Source organism: Sphingobium indicum B90A (genome assembly GCF_000264945.2).
In the GTDB taxonomy this organism is placed as follows: Bacteria; Pseudomonadota; Alphaproteobacteria; order Sphingomonadales; family Sphingomonadaceae; genus Sphingobium; species Sphingobium indicum.
In genome coordinates, this window is the sequence record NZ_CP013070.1 from 3333435 (window position 1) to 3354672 (window position 21238).

The window sequence follows — 21238 nt, forward strand, 5'->3', positions numbered from 1 at the left end:
GAGAAGTGAAGGGCTTCGACAGGCTCAGCCCGAACGGAAGTGGGTGAGCCAGCCTGATTTCCTCACGTCAGGCCCGCTCCAGTTCCGCCACTTCACCGCCGGCCGCTTCCAGCAGGCGCCGCTCCAGCGTTTGCAGCCGGCCCTTGCTCTCGATCTTTCCGGCCAGCAGGTCGGTGACGTAGAAAGTATCCACTGCCCGCTCGCCATAGGTGGCGACATGGGCGCTGTGGACCGTCACTTTCGACTGGAACAGGGCGTTGGCCAGGCTGAAGAGCAGCGCCGGGCGGTCCCGCGCATTCACCTCGATCACGGTGAAGCGGTTGGACGCCTTGTTGTCGATCAGCACATTGGGTTCGATGCGGAAGGCCTCTGCGCGGGTGCGGGGCAGGGGGCGCGCCTCCAGCTTGGTGATCATGCGGTGCCGGTTGGCGAGCGAATCCTCGATCGCCTTGCGGATGCGCGTCAACTGGTCGGGGCTGTGGAAGGCGCCGCCCAGCGGGTCCTGCACCAGGAAATTGTCGATGGCGACGCCGTCGCGGGTCGTGTGGATGCGCGCGTCGATGATGTTGCCGCCCGCCAGATGGATGGCGCCCGCGATCCGGTAGAACAGCCCCGGATGGTCGGCGGCATAGACCGTCACCAGCGTCGCGCCGCGCTGCGGATAATATTGCGCGGCGATGGAAAGCGGGGAATCGCCCGCCTCCAATATATGCTGCGCATTGTGGATGAGGATGTCCTCCGGCTCCGCGATCCAGTAGCTTTCGGGCAGGCGCTTGCTGAGCTTGGCGAAATCCGCCTCCGACAGGCCCATTGCCTGGCGCAGCGTCTGCTGCTTGGTCGTGACCCGTTCGCTGCGGCCCTTCTGCTTGTGGCCTAGGCGCAGCACCTCTTCGGCCGCCTCGTAGAGATCGCCCAGCAACTGCCGCTTCCAGCTATTCCAGACGCCCGGTCCCACAGCGCGAATGTCGACCACGGTCAGGCAGAGAAGCAGGCGAAGCCGCTCCAGGCTCTGCACCACGTCGACGAAATCGAGGATCGTCTTGTAATCGGCCAGGTCGCGCTTGAAGGCGGTGGCCGACATCAGCAGATGGTGCCGCACCAGCCAGGACACGGTCTCCGTCTCCGCCGGGGTCAGGCCCAGGCGCGGGCAGAGATGGTCCGCCACTTCCGCACCCAATATGCTGTGGTCGCCGCCGCGCCCCTTGGCGATGTCGTGCAGCAGCACCGCGACATAGAGCACCCGGCGCGACAGCAGCTTGCCCATCAGGTCCGCCGCCAGCGGATGATCCCGGTTCAGTTCGCCCTTCTCGATCCGCGCCAGCAGGCCGACGGCGCGGATCGTATGTTCGTCCACCGTATAATGATGATACATGTCGAACTGCATCTGCGCCACGACGCGGCGGAAATCGGGGACGAAGCGGCCGAAGACGGTCGATTCGTTCATCCAGCGCAGCACCGTTTCCGGGTCGCGGGGACTGGTCAGCACCTCCATGAAGGCGGCGTTGGCGCGGGGATCGCGGCGTATCTTCGCGGTGATCAGGCTGGCGTCGCGGCTGGCGGCGCGCATCGCGCTGGGATGGATGGCCAGGCCGTGCTTGTCCGCCAGCGCGAAGATTTCCAGCAGCCGGACCGGATCGTCCTGGAAGAACTGGTCGTTGGGCAGCGCCAGCCGCCCGCGATCCAGCACGAAGCCGTCCAGCTTCTTCGGGCGGCGGAAGAAGCTGGGGATATAGCGCCGCCCGCGTTCCGCCATCTGGTCGTCCAGATGGGCGAGGAACACGGCGGTCAGGTCGCCCACCGTCTTCGCGTTCAGGAAATAATAGCGCATGAACCGCTCGACGCCCGACCGCCCGGCGCGCCCGGTGAAATGCATGCGGGTGGCGGTTTCCAGTTGCAGGTCGAAGGTCAGCCGGTCCTCCGCCCGCCCGGTGATCATGTGCAGGTGGCAGCGCACCGCCCAGAGGAAATCCTCCGCCTTCTGGAACTGGCGCAATTCGCTTTCGGTGAGCAGGCCGACATCGACCAGTTCGGCGACCGACTTCACCCGGTTCACATATTTGCCGATCCAGAACAGCGTGTGTAGGTCGCGCAGCCCGCCCTTCCCCTCCTTCACATTGGGTTCGACCACATAGCGGCTGTCGCCCATCCGCTTGTGCCGCTCGTCGCGCTCCTCCAGCTTTTCGGTGACGAAGGCGCGGGCGGTGCCCTGCATGATCTCGCTGTCGAAACGGGCTGCGGTTTCCTCGTACAGCGCCCTGTCGCCCCAGATGTAGCGCGCCTCCAGCAGGGCGGTGCGCACGGTCAGGTCGACCTTCGCCATGCGCATCGTCTCATCGATGGAACGGCTGCTATGGCCGACCTTCAGCCCCAGGTCCCACAGCGAATAGAGCATGGATTCGATCACCTGCTCGGTCCAGCCGGTGGGCTTCCATGGGGTGATGAAGCCGATGTCGACGTCGCTGTGCGGCGCCATCTCGCCCCGGCCGTAGCCGCCCACCGCGATCAGCACGATCCGCTCGCCAGTGCTGCGGTTGCCCGCCGGATAGAGATGGTGGGTCGTCGCGTCGTAGAGCAGGCGCAAAATCTGGTCGATCAGGAAGGCGAAGGCGGTCACCGCCTCCCGCCCCCGGGTCGGCTTCTGGCTGAGGCGGCGGGCGACATCGTCCCGCCCGGCGTCCAGCGCGTCCTTCAATTCCTTCACGATCAGGCCGCGCAGCTTGATCTGGTCGCCCCGATGCTCCTGCGCCAGGGCGGCGATGCGGTCGGAAATGGCGCGCCGGTCGATGATGGCGCGTCTGGACCCCAATTTCGGAAACTGCATGACCATAGGGCTTATCTAGCCATCCCGACCGGCTGCTGCCAGTTGCTTGAGCCGATAGAGTTGATCGAGCGCCTCGCGGGGGGAAAGCGCGTCGGCGTCTATGCCGTCCAGCGCGGCTCGGAGCGGATCGGCCTTTTCCTCCACCTGCGCGACGGCGGCGGCGAACAGAGGCAGGTCGTCCAGCCCCGCCGCGATGCCGCCGGTCTTCGCCTTGCCCGCTTCCAGGCGGGAGAGGACATCCTTCGCCCGCTTGAGCACGGCGGGGGGCAGCCCGGCCAGCCTCGCCACGGCGAGGCCGTAGCTGCGGTCCGCAGGCCCTTCCGCGACTTCGTGCAGCAACACCAGGTCGCCCTTCCACTCCCGCGCCCGGACATGGTGGAGGGAAAGGGAGGATAGCGTCTCCGCCAGCCGGGTCAGCTCATGATAATGGGTCGCGAACAGGCAACGGCAGCGGTTGACCTCATGCACCGCCTCCACCACCGCCCATGCCAATGCCAGCCCGTCATAGGTCGACGTGCCGCGCCCGACTTCATCCAGGATGACGAAGCTGCGCTCGGTCGCTTGCGCCAATATGGCGGCGGTCTCGACCATCTCGACCATGAAGGTGGAGCGGCCCTTGGCCAGATTGTCCGACGCGCCGACGCGGCTGAACAGGCGGTCGACCAGAGTCAGGGTAGCGGACTGGGCGGGGACATAAGCGCCCGCCTGGGCCAGGATGACGATGATTGCATTCTGCCGCAGGAAGGTGGACTTGCCGCCCATGTTCGGGCCTGTGACCAGCCAGAGCCGGTCGCTTGCCCCAAGCCGGCAGTCGTTGGCGACGAAGGGCTGGCCGTCGCGGCGCAGCGCATCCTCCACCACCGGATGGCGGCCGCCGCTGATTTCCAGACATGGCCCTTCGCCGTCTTCGGGCAGGAAATGGGGCCGCTGCCAGCCGCCTTCGGCCGCCCGTTCGGCCAGCGCAGCCGCCACGTCGAGCCGGGCGAGGGCGTCGGCGGCGCGGGCGATCTCCGCCTTGCGGGCGAGGGTGGATTCGATCAGCTCTTCCAGATGCGCGGCTTCGGCGACCAACGCGTGGGCACCGGCCTGCGCGACGCGGCTCGCCTGTTCGTGCAGGTCCACCGAATTGAAGCGCACCACGCCCGCCAGCGTCTGGCGATGGGTGAAGCCGCTGTCGGGCTGCATCAACTGGTCGGCGGCGCGGGCGGGCACCTCGACATGATAGCCGAGCACGCCATTATGCCGGATTTTGAGCGAGGCGATGCCGGTCTGCTCGCGATATTTCGCCTCCAGCGCGGCGATGGCGCGGCGGCCGTCCCCGGCGAGGCGACGCAATTCGTCCAGCGCCGCGTCATAGCCGTCGGCGATATAGCCGCCATTGGCCGTTTCGGTGGGCGGGCTGGGGACGAGGGCGCGGGACAGGCTGTCGACCAGCGCGCCATGGCCGTCGAGGGAGGGAAGAAGCTGCGCCAGCAGCAGGGGCTGGTCTGGCAGGCGGCCCAGCCGCTCCCGCAATAGCCGCGCTTCGCCCAGCCCGTCGCGGAGTTGACCCAGATCGCGGGGACTGCCCCGGCCCATCGCCAGACGCCCCAGGGCGCGCCCTATGTCCGGCAAGGCTCGCAGCGCCACGCGCAACTGGTCGCGCAGCATGGCGTCGTCATGGAAAAGTTGCACCAGTCCCAGCCGCGCCTCGATCGCGGGCTGATCCATCAGCGGCGCCGACAGATCCTGCGCCAGCAATCGGGCGCCCGCGCCGGTGACGGTCCGGTCCACCGCGCCCAGCAGGCTGCCCGCCCGCGTCCCGCTCATGGTGGTGGTGATTTCCAGGCTCTCGCGGGTCGCGGCGTCGATGGCGACATGCGCGCCGCTGGTCTTGCGAACAGGCGGGGCCAGGAAGGGCAGGGTGCCCTTGCCCGCATGGTCGAGATAGCCGAGCAGTCCCCCCATGGCCGCTAGTTCGGCGCGGCTGAACTGGCCGAATCCGTCCAGCGTGGCGACGCCGAAGATGCGTTTCAGTGCCGTTTCGGCCCGGCTGCTGGAAAAGGCGGCGCGGTCGAACGGGTGGGAATCGGGCAGTTCCAGGTCCAACCCGTCCGGCAGCACGATCTCGCTTGGCCGCAGGCGCGCCAGTTCGGCGGGCAGATCGGCCGCCCGCAGCGTCAGCGTCTCGAAACGGCCGGTCGAAATGTCTGCGGCGGCCAGCCCATATTCGTCCGCCTCTTCGCCGCCGACCTGCGCCAGCGCCGCCAGCATATTGTCGCGCCGGCTGTCGAGCAGCGTTTCCTCGGTCAGCGTGCCTGCCGTCACGTAACGGACGATGGCGCGGGCGACGAGGGACTTGGACCCGCGCGCCTTGGCCTCGGCAGGGGTTTCGGTCTGTTCGGCGATGGCGACGCGATGGCCCGCCTTGATCAGCCGCGCCAGATAGGATTCCGCGCTGTGCACCGGCACGCCGCACATCGGGATCGGCGCGCCGCCATGCTCGCCCCGGCTGGTGAGCGCGATGTCCAGCGTCGCCGCCGCCGCCTTCGCATCCTCGAAGAACAGTTCGAAGAAATCGCCCATGCGGTAGAAGAGCAGGCAGTCCTGCGCCTCCGCCTTCAGCGCGAGATATTGCGCCATCATGGGCGTCGCCTGTTGCGTGGATGTATCGATCGTTCGCGCCATGGCAAAGCGGATAGCGTGAAGCCCGGCCTCATGCCAGTGCTGCAAGAGCAGCAGGAAAATTGCGCTTCTCGCACTTGCCCACAGGATATTCTTGCCGCTAGGGCCACCTCATCTTTCCAAACAAGGGGTGGGTGCAGCCATGACCGACAAGTCGAATGTGGAATTTTCCGAGCGCGAGGCGCTGTTCTTCCACTCGACGGGACGCCCCGGCAAGATCGAGATCATCGCCTCGAAGCCGATGGCGACCCAGCGCGACCTCAGCCTCGCCTATTCGCCCGGCGTCGCGGTGCCGGTGCGCGCCATCGCGGAAGACCCGGCGACCGCCTATGACTATACCGCGAAGGGCAATCTGGTCGCGGTGATCTCCAACGGCACGGCGATCCTGGGGCTGGGCAATCTGGGCGCGTTGGCGTCCAAGCCGGTGATGGAGGGCAAGTCGGTCCTCTTCAAGCGCTTCGCCGACGTCGACAGCATCGACATCGAACTCAAGACCGAGGATGTCGACAAGTTCATCGACGCGGTCGAGCTGATGGAGCCGACCTTCGGCGGCATCAATCTGGAGGACATCAAGGCCCCGGAATGCTTCATCATCGAACAGACGCTGAAGGAGCGGATGAACATTCCGGTCTTCCATGACGACCAGCACGGCACCGCGATCATCGCGGCGGCGGGCGTCATCAACGCGGCGATGCTGACCGGGCGCGACATGAAGGACATGAAGGTGGTGGTGAACGGCGCGGGCGCGGCGTCCATCTCCTGCACCGAACTGATCAAGGCGCTGGGCGTGCAGCATGACAATGTGATCATGTGCGACAGCAAGGGCGTGATCTACCAGGGCCGCACCGAGGGCATGAACCAGTGGAAGTCGGCCCATGCGGTGAAGACCGACGCCCGTTCGCTGGCCGAGGCGGTGAAGGGCGCGGACGTGTTCCTGGGCCTCTCCGTCGCTGGGGCGATGACGCAGGACATGGTGAAGTCCATGGCGGACAAGCCGATCATCTTCGCCATGGCGAACCCCGACCCGGAAATCGCGCCGCCCGACGCCAAGGCGGTGCGCCCGGACGCCATCGTCGCCACGGGCCGGTCGGACTATCCCAACCAGGTCAACAATGTGCTGGGCTTCCCCTTCATCTTCCGCGGCGCGCTGGACGTGCGGGCGACCGGGATCAACGAGGCGATGAAGCTGGCCGCTGCCAAGGCCATCGCCGAACTGGCGCGGGAACAGGTGCCGGAGGAAGTCGCCAAGGCCTATGGCCGCTCGCACAGCTTCGGCCCGGACTATATCATCCCCGCGCCCTTCGACCCGCGCCTGATGGAGGTCGTGCCCTCCGCCGTCGCGCAGGCGGCGATGGAGACCGGCGTCGCGCAGCGGCCCATCGCGGACATGGCCGCCTATCGCCAGTCGCTCAAGGGTCGGCTCAACCCGACCACCTCCGTCCTCACCACCGCCTATGAGGTGGCGAAGGCCAATCCCAAGCGCGTCGTCTTCGCCGAGGCGGAAGAGGAAGTGGTGCTGCGCGCCGCCATCCAGTTCCGCACCCTTGGCTATGGCATCCCCGTGCTGGTCGGGCGCGCCCATGTCTATGACAAGCTCAAGGAACTGGGCGTGGAGGATCCGGAAAGCTACGAACTGCACAACAGCGTCAACTCGCCGCTGGTGCCGGAAATGGTGGACACGCTCTACAAGCGGCTCCAGCGCCGGGGCTATCTGCGCCGCGATTGCGAGCGGATGGTCAATCGCGACCGCAACATCTTCGGCTCGCTGCTGGTGAAGATGGGCCATGCCGACGCGATGCTGACCGGCATGACCCGTCCCTTCGGCCAGACGCTGCGCGAAGTGAAGCGGGTGCTGGACCCGGCGGCGGGCCGCACCCCCTTCGGCATCCATGTGCTGGTGACGAAGGACAAGACCGTGTTCCTGGCCGACACCACGGTGAACGAGCGTCCCACGGCCCAGGAACTGGCCGACATCGCGGAGGGCACGGTGGCGGTCGCCCGGCGCATGGGCCATGATCCGCGCGTCGCATTCCTGTCCTATTCCAATTTCGGCAACCCGCCGGGCGGCTTCCTGGAAAATGTCCGCGACGCGGTGAAGGTGCTGGAAGACCGCGAGGTCGACTTCGAATTCGAAGGGGAGATGACCGCCGATGCGGCGCTCAACCCGACGGTGATGAAGAATTATCCCTTCAGCCGCCTGTCCGGCCCGGCCAATATATTGGTGATGCCGGGGCTTCAGTCGGCCAATATCTCTGCCAAGCTGCTGCGCGAACTGGGCGGCGCGACCATGATCGGGCCGATGCTGGTCGGCATGGACAAGTCGGTGCAGATCGCCACCATGGCGTCCAACGCGTCGGAATTGCTGACGCTGGCGGTGCTGGCTTCGGCCGGCGTGGCGGTCTGACCGCCTCTGGCGGATGTGATCTTGGCTGGAGGCGGCGGCGCGCTTCCGGCTTGGCCGTTGAAAACCGCCGCCCGCGTCGCGGCAGCCGCCATGCCCTGCCGCGCAGCGCCGCCGCCAATATTGGCCGGCCTGGATTCCGGCAATATCGCATGGCGGATGATGCGTGATCGTGCCGTGCCGTACGCGCAATGGTCGCTTAAGGTGGCGCTGCGAGATTCGGAAAAAGGGAAACTCATCAGCTTATCAGCCGGATTTGCTTGCCATGCCCCGCCGAGTCTAGAAGAGAGGGGACGATGAAGATCAGTGACGATATTTCCTTCCTGCGGGACGCGCCGGCATGAGCGAGGCCGTCGCCTTCGACAGCGGCACTTTCCGCCGGGTGCTGGGCCATTATCCGACCGGCGTCTGCGTGGTGACGGCAGTGGCAGGCGACGATGCGCCGACCGGCATGGTGGTCGGCTCCTTCACCTCCGTCTCGCTCGATCCGCCCCTGGTCGCATTCTTCCCGGCCAAGAATTCGCACAGTTGGCCCCGCATCGAAAAGGCGGGGAAATTCTGCGTCAACATCCTCGCCAGCGACCAGAAGCCGCTCTGCCAGCAATTTTCGAGCAAGGGCGCGAACGACAAGTTCGCGGGCGTGACGCATCGGGTGTCGGCCAATGGCTCCCCGATACTGGACGGGGTGGTGGCCTGGATCGACTGCCGGCTCGAAGCCGTGCATGAAGCGGGCGACCATTATATCGTGCTGGGCCGGGTCATCGCGCTGGAGGTGGAAACGCCCGGCAAGCCGCTGCTTTTCTTCCAGGGCGACTATGGCGAGTTCGCGCATCTGAGCTGAGCGTCCAGCCCTTAATCCTGGCCGCCGCCCTTCAACAGATGCGCGACGATCTGCGTGCGGTTGGACGCGCCGTTCACCGCCATGATCGCCCGCACATGGACCTTCACCGTGCTTTCGCTGATGTTCAGCCGCTGGGCGATGTCCTTGTTGGAGGCGCCCTGCGCGAGCAGGCGCAGCACGTCGCGCTGCCGCTTGGTCAGCAGCTTGGACTTGTCCACCGCCAGCGCGATCCGCTCGTTGAGGCCGCCGGCCCTGTCGGGCGGGCGCATGTGCAGCGCGGCGGCGAGCGGTGCCGGATAGACCGCAAGCCCCTCCTTCAACAGGAACAGCACCCGCTGCATGGTGACGATGCCGGTGCTGGACCGCAGCAGGGCCTGCGTCCCTGCGGCGACGGCCGCCTGCATCAGCGCTTCATTGCCATGGTCGGCGATCACCAGGATGGCGGCGGCCGGCCATAGCTGCTTCGCCTGCGCGATCTGCAGCGGCAGGGCGGCGCTTTCCAGTTCGGAATCCCCCGTCTGGAACAGGATGATGTCGGGCGGCTCCCCGGCCTTGGACTGGTCCAGGCTGGACTGCTGCATTATGCGGACGCCCGCCGCCTCCAGCGCGACGGCGATGCAGGCCCGGCGAAGCGGGCTCCCGTCCAGGATCAGCAAGGTGAGACGGGGGGCATCCTCTTCCACTATTACGCTTTCGAAACGAATGGGAGGCGAAGCCGCCTGCTTCAAGGGCGGGAGGCGGCTCATGCCGCCTTGCGCGTAAAGGCGTGGCGGACACGGTCCGCCCAGCTCCGCCGGACGGGGAAGCTGTCGGAATAATAGGCGGCCGACCCCATGTAGAACTGGACGGCGTCGCCATAGCCGCGGCGGGCATGTTCCTCATAATCGACCTGGTTGAACACGGCGCCGACCACCTGGTTGTTCACCATCTGGAGCGAAGCGCGCAACTGTTCGACCGTCGTATGCCCCCATCGCACGACCATCAGCGTCGAATCCGCCAGGGAGGACAGGGTACGCGCATCGCGCACGGCCAATATGGCGGGCGCGTTGATGACCACCAGGTCGAACCGATCGCGCAGGTCGTCCAGCAGGCGGCCGACCTGCCAGCCCTGCACCACGGCGGCCGGATTGCGGATCTGCTCCCGGGTGCTGAGCACCACAGGCATCAGCGCGACGGGCGCCGCGCCCTCGGCGGCGTCATGGTCCACATGGCGCTCGGCCTGCGGGATCAGGCGGCGGCTTTCGCCCGCGTGGGTCAGCACCTCGATCAGGTCCGGCGTGTCGGAACCGTCCTGGATCGAACGCAGGATGCTGGGGCCGGGGCGGCGCAGGTCGAGGTCGACCACGATGGCGCGGCGGCCCATCGACGCGGCGGCCGCCGCCAGCGTCAGCGCCACGCTGGACTTGCCGTCGCCCGGCAGGGGCGACGTCACCAGCACCCGCTGGCTCGTCCCCTGGTGGGGCAGTTCCTCGATCTCGCTGGCAAGATTGCGGGCGATCTCCGTGAACAACGATTGCGGCTCCGTCGTCACCGGATTGTCCTCGATCGTCGCGGGGATCGGTTCCTCCAGCTTCGGCAGCATCGCCAGGGTCCGCAGGCCGAAGAGACGGCGAAGCTGGTCGCCGCTGCGCAGCCGGTTGTCGAACATCTCCATCCCCAGCACGATCAGGAAGGCGAGGACGGAGGAGCCGACGAACGCGGCCAGCGCCATTTTCTTGGGCGCGGGCGCGACGGGCTGGAGCGGCACGGCGGCGGCCGACACCATGGTCGAGTTGACGCCGGTGGTCTGGAGTTCCGACTGCACCGTCTGGGCGCGCTGCGCCGTGGTGAGATAGGCCTGCCGCGCCACCTCCGCCCGGCGGTCGAGAATGGAAAGGTCGACCAGATTGGCATTGTTGCGGAAGGCGGCGCCGGTCATGGCGTTGAGCTTCGCCTGCAACTGGCCCGCCCGGGCGGAGGCGGCGTTCGCCTCCGCCAGCGCCATCGCCCGTTCGCGCCCGGCATCGGTGTCGTTCTTCGTCTGCTGGGTTGCGACGACGGACGCGCGCTCCTGCACCAGCGCCCTGCTGACCTGCACGATCTGGGCCGACAGCGCCTGCATCTGCGGATGGTTCGCGCCCATCTGGACGGAAATTTCGGAGCGCTGGCGAACCAGGTCGTCATACTGCTTCTGCAGATTGTCGAGCGCTGGGGAGGACGCGCCCGCCACTGTCCGCATGCTGGCGGCGCGGCTGACGCCGGCCGCCTGCGCCTGCATCGCGCTGCTCATCGCGGCGGTGGAGGCGGCCTCCACGGCGATGCGGTTCATCTGCTGATAGTCCTCCGCGCTGCCCGCGCCCATCGGCATCAGGTGTTGGCGGCGGAAATCGGCAACGGCGCGCTCGGCCAGTTCCACCTCATGGGCCAGGCGCTTGGTCTCCTTGTCGAGCGCCGTGCTGAGGCCGTTGCGCCAGGTCTGGCGGCGCTGCGATCGCATCTTCTGAAGGCTGTCGACGAAACGGTTGGCGATCCGCGCCGCCAGTTCCGCCTTGCGCGACTGGACGGTGATGTCGATGAAGTCGGAATCGGTGGAGCTGACCACGCGGGTGGTCTTGGTAAGCTGCGCGGCGGCCTGCTGCACCGTCATCTGGACGCCGTGCGTGAAGGCCTGGTTGCGGTTGAGGTTGAGGTCGCGCACCACCTGCTCCGCCAGCGCCTGCGAGCGGTATATGCGCGCTTCATTGGCGACGCGCTGCTGGTTGCGGGTGGCGTCGGCCTGGTTGGAGCCGGTGGAATCGTTCAGTTCCACCTGCACGGTCGCCGTCGCTTCGTAGCGGTTGGGCAGTTGCAACTGGACGATCAGCACCACCAGGACGCAGGCGATGACGATGCTGGCGACCAGCTTCATGTGGCGGCGGAGCAGGAACCAGATCTGCCGCGCCGACATCTGCTGCAACTCGAAGGACAGGTCGCGCGGCTTTTCCGCGCCGCCGCCCGCAGCGGCGCCATCGATCAGGGTGAGCTGTGCAGACGCCATGATAATCTCCCGCTCGCATCGGCGCGCGGACGCGCCCCGCCGTCAGGGCTGTCCCAACGAGGCGATAGTGCGGGTTGCGGCGCAAGAGAGCAAAAGCGCATCGGGGACCGGCGATGCGCATAGGTGCTAACCCTTCGGATCGAGGCGCGGCCCCATGCCCCGCCCGGACCGGATACCGATCCATGACGCCCCGAACGCGCCATGCATGCGTTTACGGCCTAAACATTTCTGATGCGTGTCTGACTATTCCGGATCGTCCCATTCCGCGCCATTGTGCGAAAGTTGAGCGAGGATAAGAACGCTCCGCATCAGGGGTTGGCCACATGATCGCGGAGTTGGCATATCAGGAACTGGAACCGGGCTCGCTCGCCCGGCTGTTCGGCGCGGGCTGCGCCGCGGTGCTGGTGCGCTGCCCGGACGTCGTCGCCGGGCTGTGGCGCGGATTGCTGGAGGACAGGGCGGAGCAGATGCCCTGGGAAGCGCCGCTGGTCGACATGGCGCGCAACTATCACGGCAGCGGCGACATCACCGCCAGCCTGGGCGACCTCTTCTACTTCCAGCCTGGGCGCCACGGCTATATCGCCCGGAAAATGGCCCTTTCCCATGATGAGGGGGAGGATCATGCCACCATGTATCCCCCCTATTTCGTGCAGGGTGCGCAGCATTATGCGCCCCGGCAGGCGCTGCTGGACCAATGCTGGGCGGTTGGCTACCGGCTGATGGCGGCGCTCGCGCCGGAGGGGACGCCGCCCCGCCATTTCCAGGTCGTGGTGCAAAGGCTGAAATATCAGGAAAACGCGGGCGATTTCGACCGGCTGGGCGCGCTGGCCCGCAATTCGCTGGGGCGATGGGGCCGGGCGGGCTGCGCGCTGGACGAAAGGCGGTGGCAGGCGGCGGGCGCGCTCAGCCCGCGCGGCCTGTCCGACCTGTATGGGCTGCTGGCCGATGCGCCTGTCCTGGGACGGCTGCTGCGGGGCGTCAACCGGCTGTTGCTGCGCCGCGACCGCAGCAGGGACATCGCGCCGGGCCAGAAGCTGATAGAGGGCGCGCATTTCGACCATCGCTATTTTTCCGCCCTGTGCGGCGAACGGGCGCAGATGCTGACGCAGGTCTTCGCCGGCGGGCGATGGATCGACCTGCCGATCGATCGCGGGACGCTCGCGGTCATTCCCGGCAGCATGGCGACGCAGGCCTATGGCGTGCGGCACGTGCTGCACCGCGTGCTGCATGTGGAAAAGCCGGGCCAGACCGGCGGCGGCGATCCACGCACGGACAATGTGACGCTGCTGATCGGGTCGGCTTGAGGAAGGGGAAAGAGGGTGGAGGGCGGACGTTAATGTCCGCCCCAGATTGAATCGTGCTCCTGCGAAGGCAGGAGCACGTCGCGTTTCGATGGGCAAACCGACGGTATCGCCGCCCCGCCTATAATGCCGGCAAGGGCTGCGGCCCTACCGGCCGCGCATAGATCAGCCGCGCCGCTTCCGGAAAGGCCTTGCGGGGGACATAGATGGTCGCCAGCGCCACCATCACCGGCATCACCCACATGCGCGAATACATGTGCGGATAGGACAGGGTGTAGATCAGGAACACCAACACCACCGCCACCGCCATCGCGCCCTTGTCGCGGCTGACGCGTAGCCCGTTCGCCGCCAGCAGGACGATCAGCCCCAGCAGGACGATCAGCCCGCAAAAGGCGATCGCGCCACCCTCGTTCCAGATCAGCAGGAACAGGTTGTGCACCGGATTGTCATAGGCGCTGAGTTCGCGATAGCGGTCCACGCCCATGCCGATGACGGTATAGTCCTCGGCAAATCCCCAGGCTTCCTCCATGAGCTGCGATCGGTTGAGGAACGTCCCCGCCTGGTTGATGTCGCCGCTCTCCACGGCATTGCCGACGCGCTCCTGGAACGCCTTGGGCAGCGGGGCGCCGCTGGCGAGGAACAGCCCGGCCGCCACCGCCACCGCCAGCCCCAGGCGGAAGATGTAGCGCACGCCCATCAGCAGCAACGTCGCGAAGATCGCCAGCAGCGAGGCTGAAAATCCGGTGAAGGACGCGCTCAGCATCAGGCCCCAGAGCAGCAGGACCAGGCAGGCGAGCCCGGCCACGCCCCCGATCAGCCGGTGGCGCATCGAATAGAGCAGCATCGGCAGCGAGAAGGCGACGACCGCCCCATTGGGATTGGGCTGGCCCGCCATGGACCCCAGCCGCCCATTGCCGGTGATGAAGCCGTCGCCCAGCCAGTGCAGCGTGTCGCTATAGGTGAGGAAGGAACTGGCGGCGATGCCCACCGCTTCGGAACAGGCGATGCCCAGCATGAAGACCAGCGGCGCCTTGCGGATCGTGCCTTCCTCCTGCTGCATCAGCAGGATCGGGATGCAGAGGAAGGCGACGGTATATTGCAGGGCGATGTTTACCCAGCGCAGCGGATCGCCGTTGATGATCGACCCGATGAACAGCCCGCCCAGCATCATCACCAGCCCCGCGAGCCAGAAGGGCGTGAGCGAGCGGAAGGGCGTGACGCTCAGCCGGCCGCGCAACGCGGAAATGGAGAAGCTGATGAGGAAGAAGAGGTCGGAAAAGGTGAGATTGATCTGGCCGACGCGCAGCAGGCCCCAACCGCTGAGGAAGATCGCGATCAGCAGGCAGCCGCGCGCGATCCTGTCCCAGATTTCCTCATGCGCGGCCGGAACATGCGGCGCGGCGGCCGATGCTGGACCGTGTGGGGCAGGGCTGGCGAGAATCGTCACGGCCTTGGAAGCTGCGCCTCGCGCCGTTCCCGCGCAAACGCCCTTCGGGGCAGGGCATGGGGCGATTCCAGCCAGCCCGCCTATCCGAATTTGCCGGAGGATCAGCCTTGTGATCCGTTGAAATGCCCTTGCGACTGACGGGATAACGGCAGCCGAGCGCCGCCGGACCGGCAGGGCGTCTAGCACGACGAGGATGACCCGGTGACCGATGCGATCCTGCCCCTGCGCAACAGCGAACCGCCGGCGACGGTGGAGCAGGCCGTCGACCTTTCGCCCTCCGCCGCGCGGCAGGGATCGGTCAGGCTGATCTATGTGGCCGGCTATGGGCGGAGCGGGACGACCCTGCTCGACATCGCGCTGGGCGAGCATCCGGCGATCATGGGCGCGGGCGAGGTGACGACGCTGGCGCGGCATGTCTGGGACCGCGGCGAATATTGCGCCTGCGGGGCGCGGGTGCGGGACTGCCCGCAATGGAATGCCATCGTCACGCGCTGGACGCAGGGCGAACCGGACGGGTTCCTGGCCCGCTATCGCCGCGCGCAGGAACGGACGGAGGCGCTCCTGGCCCCGGCGCGGCTGCTGCGCCTGCCGGGATGGCGCGACCATGTTCGCCGAACCGTCAAATTGCTGCGCGGCATGGCGCTGGTGTCGGGACGGCCGATACTGGTCGATTCCTCGAAACTGCCGGGACGGGCCTTCGCGCTGGCGGCGATGCCGGGCGTCGACCTGCATGTCGTGCATGTGGTGCGCGACGGGCGCGGCGTCGCCTGGTCGCTGATGAAGGGGCACAGCCGCAGCGTCGAAAAGGGGGTGCAGCGCGAATTGCGGCCCAAGCCGCTGCTCTACACCGCCCTGCGCTGGGCGATGGTGAATGTCGCGGCGGAACTGCTGTGCCGCCGGGTCGGGCCGGGGCGCAGCATCCGCGTGCGCTACGAGGATTTCGTCGACGACCCGCGCGGCACCATCGGGCGGATCGTCGCGCTGGTGGGGGAGGCGCCGCATCTGCCCGCCGCCGACCTTGCCCCCTTCGCCCCGCAGCACCAGGTCGCGGGCAGCCGCCATCGCATGCAGAAATCGCTCAGCATCAGGGGCGATGATCGGTGGAAGCGGGAGATGCCGGGGTGGAAGCGGCGGCTGTTCACCCTGTTGTGCGCGCCCTTGCTGCGGCGATACGGCTATGCCTTGCGCCGCGGGGGCGCGGCATGAGGCGTCTGCTGGCCGGCATGCTGCTGCCCGTCGTGATCGCGGGCTGTTCCGGCGCGGGCAGCGAATCGCGGGCGCAGCCGGTGAAGGGCGACCCCGCCTTTCCCGGCGCGGTCGGCTATGGCGCGGCGGCCAAGGGCGGGCGCGGCGGGCGTATCCTGGGCGTCGACACGCTGGCCGACGGCGGGCCTGGGTCGCTTCGCGCCTGCATCGACGCCACCGGACCCCGCGTCTGCATATTCCGGGTGAGCGGCACGATCCGCTTCACCACGCGCCCGCCGGTGATCGCCAATCCCTATCTCACCATAGCGGGGCAAACGGCGCCGGGCGGCGGCATCGTCATCGCCCATGCGGGCGGCGCGGAAGGGCGCACGCCGATCCTCATCAAGAACACGCACGACATCGTCATCCGCCATGTCCGCGTGCGCAACGACCGCACCGGCACCCATCGCGGGTCGGAGGACAGCTTCACCATAGAGAATAGCCGCCAGGTGATCATCGACCATGTCAGCGCAAGCTGGGCGCGGGACGAACTGATCAACGGCTATGGCGACAATGACTGGATCACGATCAGCAACTCGATCTTTGCGGAGGGCATTCCGCGCCACGACAAATGCGCGCTGCTGGCGAGCGACCCGAAGGGGCCGCAGCATTTGAGCTTCATCGGCAATATCTGCGCCCATAATGGCGACCGCAATCCGGACCTCAACTTCCCCCCCGGCTCCTGCGCGGAGGTGATCAACAACATCCTCTATAACGGCCAGTCGGAATTCGCGGAGATCTGGGAGAGCTTCGGCGGCGTTCCCGTCTCGCTGATCGGCAACAGCTTCATCGCGGGGCGGAACACCCGGCCGGACACGGTCGGGGTCGCGCGCAACGTCATGGGGTCGAAGGGGATGGCGAGGGTCTATCTTGCCGACAACCGCTTCGACGGGGATTTCGTCCATCTCTCCCCCCTGTTGAAGGAGGCGGAGGTGGACCGGCCGCCCTGCCCGCCGACCGTCGCCGCCGAACCGGCGGAAGCGGCCTATAGAGCGGTGCTGAGCGATGCGGGCGCCTTTCCCCGCGACCCTTTCGACCGGCGAATCGTCAAACAGGTGCGCGAACGCAAGGGGCATATCGTGAAGCAGCCCGGCCTGATCGACGATCCGGAACCGGGAGCGCCCTATGCCGATGCGGACGGCGACGGCATGGACGACCTGTGGGAGGCGGAGCATGGCGCCGATCCGCGCAAGGCCGATCCCTGGGCCGATGCCGACGGGGACGGCCTGGCCAATCTCGACCAGTTCCTGGACCAGCGGGCGCGCGACCTGATGGACGGGGTTGCGCCATGAACGCGCCCCTGCCCCGGCTGAAGCCCGCGGATGCGGCGCGGGACGATCGCCTGCGCATCTGCTTCCCCTTTTCCGGGGACAGCATCGGCGGCAGCCATATTTCGGTGCGCGGGCTGATCGAGCATCTCGACCCGGCGCTCTACCGTCCCATGGTGGTGACGGAGGTGCCCGGCGGCATGATCGCCAGTTTCTTCGCCGGGCATGAGCGGATGGACGACCCCGCCGCCCAGGGGCCGTTCGTGCCGGGCGAGGCCTTCACCCTGCGGAAATTCGGACGGACGCTGGGCGGCGTTCTGCCCCGCGCCCGTTTCCTGCGGCGCAACCGGATCGACATCGTTCATGTCAATGACGGGCGGAGCAGCGCCAACTGGGCCTTGCCGGCGCGGCTGGCCGGGGCGAAGCTGATCTGGCACCATCGCGGCGATCCGGGGGCGCTGGGCCTGCGCCTGCTCGCGCCCGCGCTGGCGCATCGGGTGCTTGCGGTGTCCTCCTTCGCCCTGCCGCCCGCCGGCATCTGGTCGGCGCGCGGTCGGGCGTCGGTGATCCACAGCCCCTTCGACACCAGCCTGGAGGTGGACCGCGCCAGGGCGAGGGAGGCGCTGATCCGCGAATTGGGCGTGCCGCCCGATACGGTGTTGCTGGGCTATTTCGGCGCCTTCGTGCCTAGGAAGCGGCCCCTGCTGTTCGTCGACATGGTCGCCCGGCTGGCGGAGATGAGCCCGCGCCCGGTCATGGGCCTGATGTTCGGGGAGGCGCGGGTGCCCGCCATGGACATCGCCCTGCGCAGGCGGATCGCGGAAAAGGGCGTGGAGGACAGGGTGAAGCCGATGGGCTATCGCACGCCCGGCCCCTTCTGGATCGCGGCCTGCGACCGGCTGGTCGTGCCCGCCGTGGGCGAGCCGTTCGGGCGGACATTGGTGGAGGCGATGCTGGTCGGCACGCCCATCGTCGCCGCCCGCTCCGGCGGCAATATCGAGGCGCTGGAGGGCGGCATCGGCCTGCTGGTGGAGCCGGACGACGCCGGGGCGCTGGCCCGGGCCTGCATCGATCCGGGCGACGCCCGCGCCATGGCCCTGCACGCCCAGGCCGATGCCCGCGCCCGCTTCGGCGAGGCGGCCCATTGCGCCAGGGTCTGCGCCGTTTACGAAGCGTTGCGGTCATGATCGGGGCGGTGAAGCGGCATTTCCTGTGGGCGGCGCTGTTCAGCGCGCTCGCCAATCTGCTGTTCCTGGCGCCGACGCTCTACATGCTGCAAATCTACGACCGGGTGGTGCCGACGCGGGGCGGGACCACGCTGGCCTTCCTGACGCTGGCGCTGCTGCTGGCCTTCGCCACCCTCTCGCTGCTGGAACATGTCCGCTCGCGCATATTGGTGCGGGCCAGCATCGGGCTGGACCGGCGGCTGGCGCGGACGCTGATCGCCGCCACCCTGCGCCAGCAGGCGGGGGAGGGGATCGGGCGCAGGAGCCGCCAGCCGATCCGCGAATGCGACCAGCTTCGCCAGACGCTGACCGGCCCGGCCATGTTCGCTCTGTTCGACGCGCCGTGGACGCCGATCTACATCCTGGTCTGCGCGCTCATCCACCCGCTGATCGGGCTGATGGCGCTGGCGGGCAGCCTGGTTCTGGTCGCCGTCGCCTGGGCAAGCGACCGGGCGACGCGCCAACCCCTGTTGCAGGCCAGCGCCGCGGCGAACCTGTCCTATGGCAGCCAGGAACAGACGATGCAGGGGGCAGAGGCGGTGCGCGCGCTGGGCATGCGGGGCGCGATGGTCCGGCGGCACCTGGCCGAGCGGGAGGACATGCTCGGCTGGCAGGCCGAAGCCAGCTTCGCCGCCGGCAGCCGCATGGCGATCAGCCGCTTCCTGCGCAACATGCTGCAATCCGGCGCGCTGGGGCTGGGGGCGCTGCTGGCGATAGACGGGCAGATTTCGGGGGGTGCGATCTTCGCCTCCTCCTTCCTGCTGGGGCGGGCGGTGGCGCCGGTCGACCAGCTTGTGGGAAGCTGGCGCAGTTTCGTCGCGGCGCGGGCTTCGCATGGGGAGATCATGGCCTGGCTGGACGGCGCGACGGATGACGCGCCGCAGACCAGCCTGCCCCGTCCGAAGGGCCGGGTCGATGTGGAGCGCGTGACCGTCGAGGATTCGCATTCGCAGCGGCTGATCCTCAACAACCTGTCCTTCGCCATCGGCCCGGGCGAGATGGTGGCGGTGATCGGCGCCAGCGGCGCGGGCAAGTCGACGCTGGCCCGGCTGGTGGCGGGCGCCATAGCCTGCGACCAGGGTGAAATCCGCATCGACGGGGCGGAACGGTCGCAATGGGACGGCGACGCGCTGGCCGCCCATATCGGCTACATGCCGCAGCAACTGTCCCTCTTCGCCGGGTCGATCCGCGACAATATCGCTCGCTTTGCCGATCCCGACGCCGACGAGCGGATCGACGCCGACGTGATCGCCGCGGCGCAGCTATGCGGCGCGCACGGGATGATCCTGCGCCTGCCGCAGGGCTATGACACGATGCTGGGCTGGGGCGGCATGGGGCTGTCCATGGGCCAGACGCAGCGGATCGCGCTGGCCCGCGCCCTGTTCCGCGACCCGGCGGTGCTGATCCTGGACGAACCCAATGCGCATCTCGATTCCGATGGCGAGGCGCAACTGATCGCGGCGCTGGCCAGCGCGAAGGCGCGGGGCGCGGCGATCATGGTAACGGCGCACCGCACCGGCCTGCTGGGACCGGCGGACCGGATATTGGTCCTCGACAATGGCCGCATGCGGATGAGCGGGCCGCGCGATCAGGTGCTGGGCGCGCTGGCCCGTCCCCGTCCCGCGCCCGTGGCGGGAGCGGCCTGATGCTGATGCGGACAAGCCGGCCCCTGCTGTTGCCGCCGCCCGGCCGGCCGCCGGCCGTTGCGGTCGACCCCAGGCCGGAGGTGCGCGGCGGATTGCTGGTGGCGGCCGCCTTTTTCCTGCTGTTCCTGGGCTGGGCGGCCTTTGCCCGGCTGGACGCGGCGGCGCTGGCGCCGGGGCGCACCACCGTGGCGGGGCAGAGGCAGAGCGTGCAGCATCGCGACGGCGGCATCGTCGCGGCGATCCTGGTGAAGGAAGGCCAGACGGTCCGGCAGGGCGAAGTGCTGGTCCGGCTCGCCGCGCCAGCCGTGGCCGCGCAGGAGAGGGTGCTGGCGTCGCAGGCGATCTGGCTGATCGCGCAACGCGCCCGCCTGCGCGCCGAACAGGCGGGCGTGGGCCTGGAGACGCCGGTCGAGTTCCGCAACCTGACCGGGGACGACCGCGCCGATGCGCAAGCGGCGATGCGGGCGCAGCGGGCGCAGATGGCGGCGCGGTCGGCGCTGCTCGGCACGCAGCAGGGCGTGGCGATGCATGAGGGGAGCCAGGCAGGGTCTCAGGCGGCGGGCTATCGCGAGCAGGTCGCGTCGGTGATCGAGCAGGAACGGCTGATCACCGACGAGCTGGAGAGCCTGCGCACCGTGGCGGAGAAGGGCTTTGTCAGCAAGACGCGCATCCGCGCGCTGGAGCGGGCCAAGGCGGACCTGATCGGCCAGCGCGGGCGCCTGCGCGCTGCCCGCGACAGCGCCGCCAACATGGTGGGGGAGGCGCGGCTGAAGGCGCTGGAGGCGAAGCAGAACCTTGAGGAGAAGATCGCGTCGGAACTGCGCGATACCCAGGCGCTGCTGGGCGACGTGCTGCCCAAATGGGGCGCGGCGCGGGACGAACTCGCCCGGACGCAGGTGCGCGCGCCGGTGAGCGGGACGGTCGTCGGCCTTGGCGTGCATACGGTGGGCGGGGTGATCGCGGCCGGTCAGACGCTGATGGACATCGTGCCGCGCCATTCCGCCGTGGTGATCGAGGCGAGATTCTCCCCCACCGACGTCGACGACCTGGCCGTGGGGCAGAAGGCGGAGATACGCTTCGCCGGCTTTCCGGGGCGCAGCCTGCCGATCATCGAGGGCAAGGTGACCCGCATATCGGCGGACAGCTTTGTCGAGGAGAAGACGGGCATCGCCTATTTCGCGGGAGAGGTGACCATCGCGCCCGATCAGATCGCGCTGATCCGGCGGTATCGGGAAGGCGATTTCGCGATGAAGCCGGGCATGCCGGTGGAGGTTGTCGTGCCGCTGCGGCGGCGGACGGCGCTGCAATATATGGTCGACCCGCTGACCGACAGCATGTGGCGTTCCTTCCGGGAGCAATAGG

The 21238-nt window shown here is 68.1% G+C and carries 13 protein-coding genes; 8 read left to right on the plus strand and 5 right to left on the minus strand.

The window, feature by feature from the left end:
- Positions 1–67 precede the first annotated feature (67 nt).
- Together SIDU_RS16165 and mutS are read right to left on the minus strand one after the other, a co-directional pair.
- Positions 68–2827 carry a [protein-PII] uridylyltransferase gene (locus SIDU_RS16165; RefSeq protein ID WP_007689411.1) on the minus strand — a complete coding sequence of 920 codons (2760 nt, stop codon included), beginning with the start codon at positions 2825–2827 and terminating at the stop codon, positions 68–70.
- Positions 2828–2836: 9 nt separating this feature from the next.
- Positions 2837–5488, minus strand: coding sequence for a DNA mismatch repair protein MutS (mutS, locus tag SIDU_RS16170; RefSeq protein WP_020817483.1), 2652 nt, complete (start codon positions 5486–5488; stop codon positions 2837–2839).
- A 139-nt stretch (positions 5489–5627) separates the two neighbouring features.
- On the opposite strand from mutS, the gene SIDU_RS16175 reads away from it, so the two are divergent.
- Both SIDU_RS16175 and SIDU_RS16180 read left to right on the plus strand, forming a co-directional pair.
- On the plus strand, positions 5628–7889 hold the full coding sequence (locus SIDU_RS16175) for an NADP-dependent malic enzyme (RefSeq protein ID WP_025772795.1): 2262 nt from the start codon (positions 5628–5630) through the stop codon (positions 7887–7889).
- A 337-nt stretch (positions 7890–8226) separates the two neighbouring features.
- Positions 8227–8727, plus strand: coding sequence for a flavin reductase family protein (locus SIDU_RS16180; protein ID WP_007689416.1), 501 nt, complete (start codon positions 8227–8229; stop codon positions 8725–8727).
- Between the two features lie 11 nt (positions 8728–8738).
- Here the strand turns inward: SIDU_RS16180 and SIDU_RS16185 are convergent, their stop codons facing one another.
- Together SIDU_RS16185 and SIDU_RS16190 are read right to left on the minus strand one after the other, a co-directional pair.
- Positions 8739–9410: a helix-turn-helix transcriptional regulator gene (locus SIDU_RS16185; protein WP_025772794.1), complete on the minus strand. Its 672-nt coding sequence runs from the start codon at positions 9408–9410 to the stop codon at positions 8739–8741.
- 59 nt (positions 9411–9469) lie between these two features.
- Complete coding sequence (locus SIDU_RS16190) at positions 9470–11743, minus strand: GumC family protein (RefSeq protein WP_007689420.1); 2274 nt, start codon at positions 11741–11743, stop codon at positions 9470–9472.
- Positions 11744–12066: 323 nt separating this feature from the next.
- Here SIDU_RS16190 and SIDU_RS16195 point away from each other — a divergent pair, with 323 nt between their 5' ends.
- Positions 12067–13047, plus strand: a complete 981-nt coding sequence (locus tag SIDU_RS16195; RefSeq protein ID WP_007689422.1) for a 2OG-Fe(II) oxygenase family protein — start codon at positions 12067–12069, stop codon at positions 13045–13047.
- A 118-nt stretch (positions 13048–13165) separates the two neighbouring features.
- Here SIDU_RS16195 and SIDU_RS16200 read toward each other — a convergent pair whose 3' ends face one another.
- Complete coding sequence (locus SIDU_RS16200; protein ID WP_007689424.1) at positions 13166–14491, minus strand: O-antigen ligase family protein; 1326 nt, start codon at positions 14489–14491, stop codon at positions 13166–13168.
- Between the two features lie 201 nt (positions 14492–14692).
- Here SIDU_RS16200 and SIDU_RS16205 point away from each other — a divergent pair, with 201 nt between their 5' ends.
- The 5 genes from SIDU_RS16205 to SIDU_RS16225 are packed head-to-tail and all read left to right on the plus strand — an operon-like array spanning position 14693 to position 21237.
- On the plus strand, positions 14693–15697 hold the full coding sequence (locus tag SIDU_RS16205; RefSeq protein ID WP_007689426.1) for a sulfotransferase family protein: 1005 nt from the start codon (positions 14693–14695) through the stop codon (positions 15695–15697).
- The gene (locus SIDU_RS16210) at positions 15694–17028 is read left to right on the plus strand and encodes a pectate lyase family protein (RefSeq protein WP_007689428.1); all 1335 of its coding nucleotides are present in this window, start codon (positions 15694–15696) and stop codon (positions 17026–17028) included. Before SIDU_RS16205 ends, SIDU_RS16210 begins: the two co-directional genes overlap by 4 nt.
- A complete protein-coding gene (locus SIDU_RS16215; protein WP_007689430.1) occupies positions 17025–18191 on the plus strand; it encodes a glycosyltransferase family 4 protein in 1167 nt (388 codons plus the stop codon). The genes SIDU_RS16210 and SIDU_RS16215 overlap by 4 nt, the downstream gene beginning before the upstream one ends.
- Positions 18188–19876, plus strand: coding sequence for a type I secretion system permease/ATPase (locus SIDU_RS16220; RefSeq protein WP_007689432.1), 1689 nt, complete (start codon positions 18188–18190; stop codon positions 19874–19876). The genes SIDU_RS16215 and SIDU_RS16220 overlap by 4 nt, the downstream gene beginning before the upstream one ends.
- On the plus strand, positions 19876–21237 hold the full coding sequence (locus SIDU_RS16225) for an HlyD family type I secretion periplasmic adaptor subunit (RefSeq protein WP_007689433.1): 1362 nt from the start codon (positions 19876–19878) through the stop codon (positions 21235–21237). The genes SIDU_RS16220 and SIDU_RS16225 overlap by 1 nt, the downstream gene beginning before the upstream one ends.
- Position 21238: the final 1 nt, after the last annotated feature.

Coding starts and splice junctions, on each gene's coding strand:
- SIDU_RS16210 (WP_007689428.1), top strand. CDS start 15,694: ATGAGGCGTCTGCTGGCCGGCATGCTGCTGCCCGTCGTGATCGCGGGC.
- SIDU_RS16190 (WP_007689420.1), bottom strand. CDS start 11,743: ATGGCGTCTGCACAGCTCACCCTGATCGATGGCGCCGCTGCGGGCGGC.
- SIDU_RS16180 (WP_007689416.1), top strand. CDS start 8,227: ATGAGCGAGGCCGTCGCCTTCGACAGCGGCACTTTCCGCCGGGTGCTG.
- SIDU_RS16175 (WP_025772795.1), top strand. CDS start 5,628: ATGACCGACAAGTCGAATGTGGAATTTTCCGAGCGCGAGGCGCTGTTC.
- SIDU_RS16225 (WP_007689433.1), top strand. CDS start 19,876: ATGCTGATGCGGACAAGCCGGCCCCTGCTGTTGCCGCCGCCCGGCCGG.
- SIDU_RS16165 (WP_007689411.1), bottom strand. CDS start 2,827: ATGGTCATGCAGTTTCCGAAATTGGGGTCCAGACGCGCCATCATCGAC.
- SIDU_RS16220 (WP_007689432.1), top strand. CDS start 18,188: ATGATCGGGGCGGTGAAGCGGCATTTCCTGTGGGCGGCGCTGTTCAGC.
- SIDU_RS16195 (WP_007689422.1), top strand. CDS start 12,067: ATGATCGCGGAGTTGGCATATCAGGAACTGGAACCGGGCTCGCTCGCC.
- mutS (WP_020817483.1), bottom strand. CDS start 5,488: ATGGCGCGAACGATCGATACATCCACGCAACAGGCGACGCCCATGATG.
- SIDU_RS16215 (WP_007689430.1), top strand. CDS start 17,025: ATGAACGCGCCCCTGCCCCGGCTGAAGCCCGCGGATGCGGCGCGGGAC.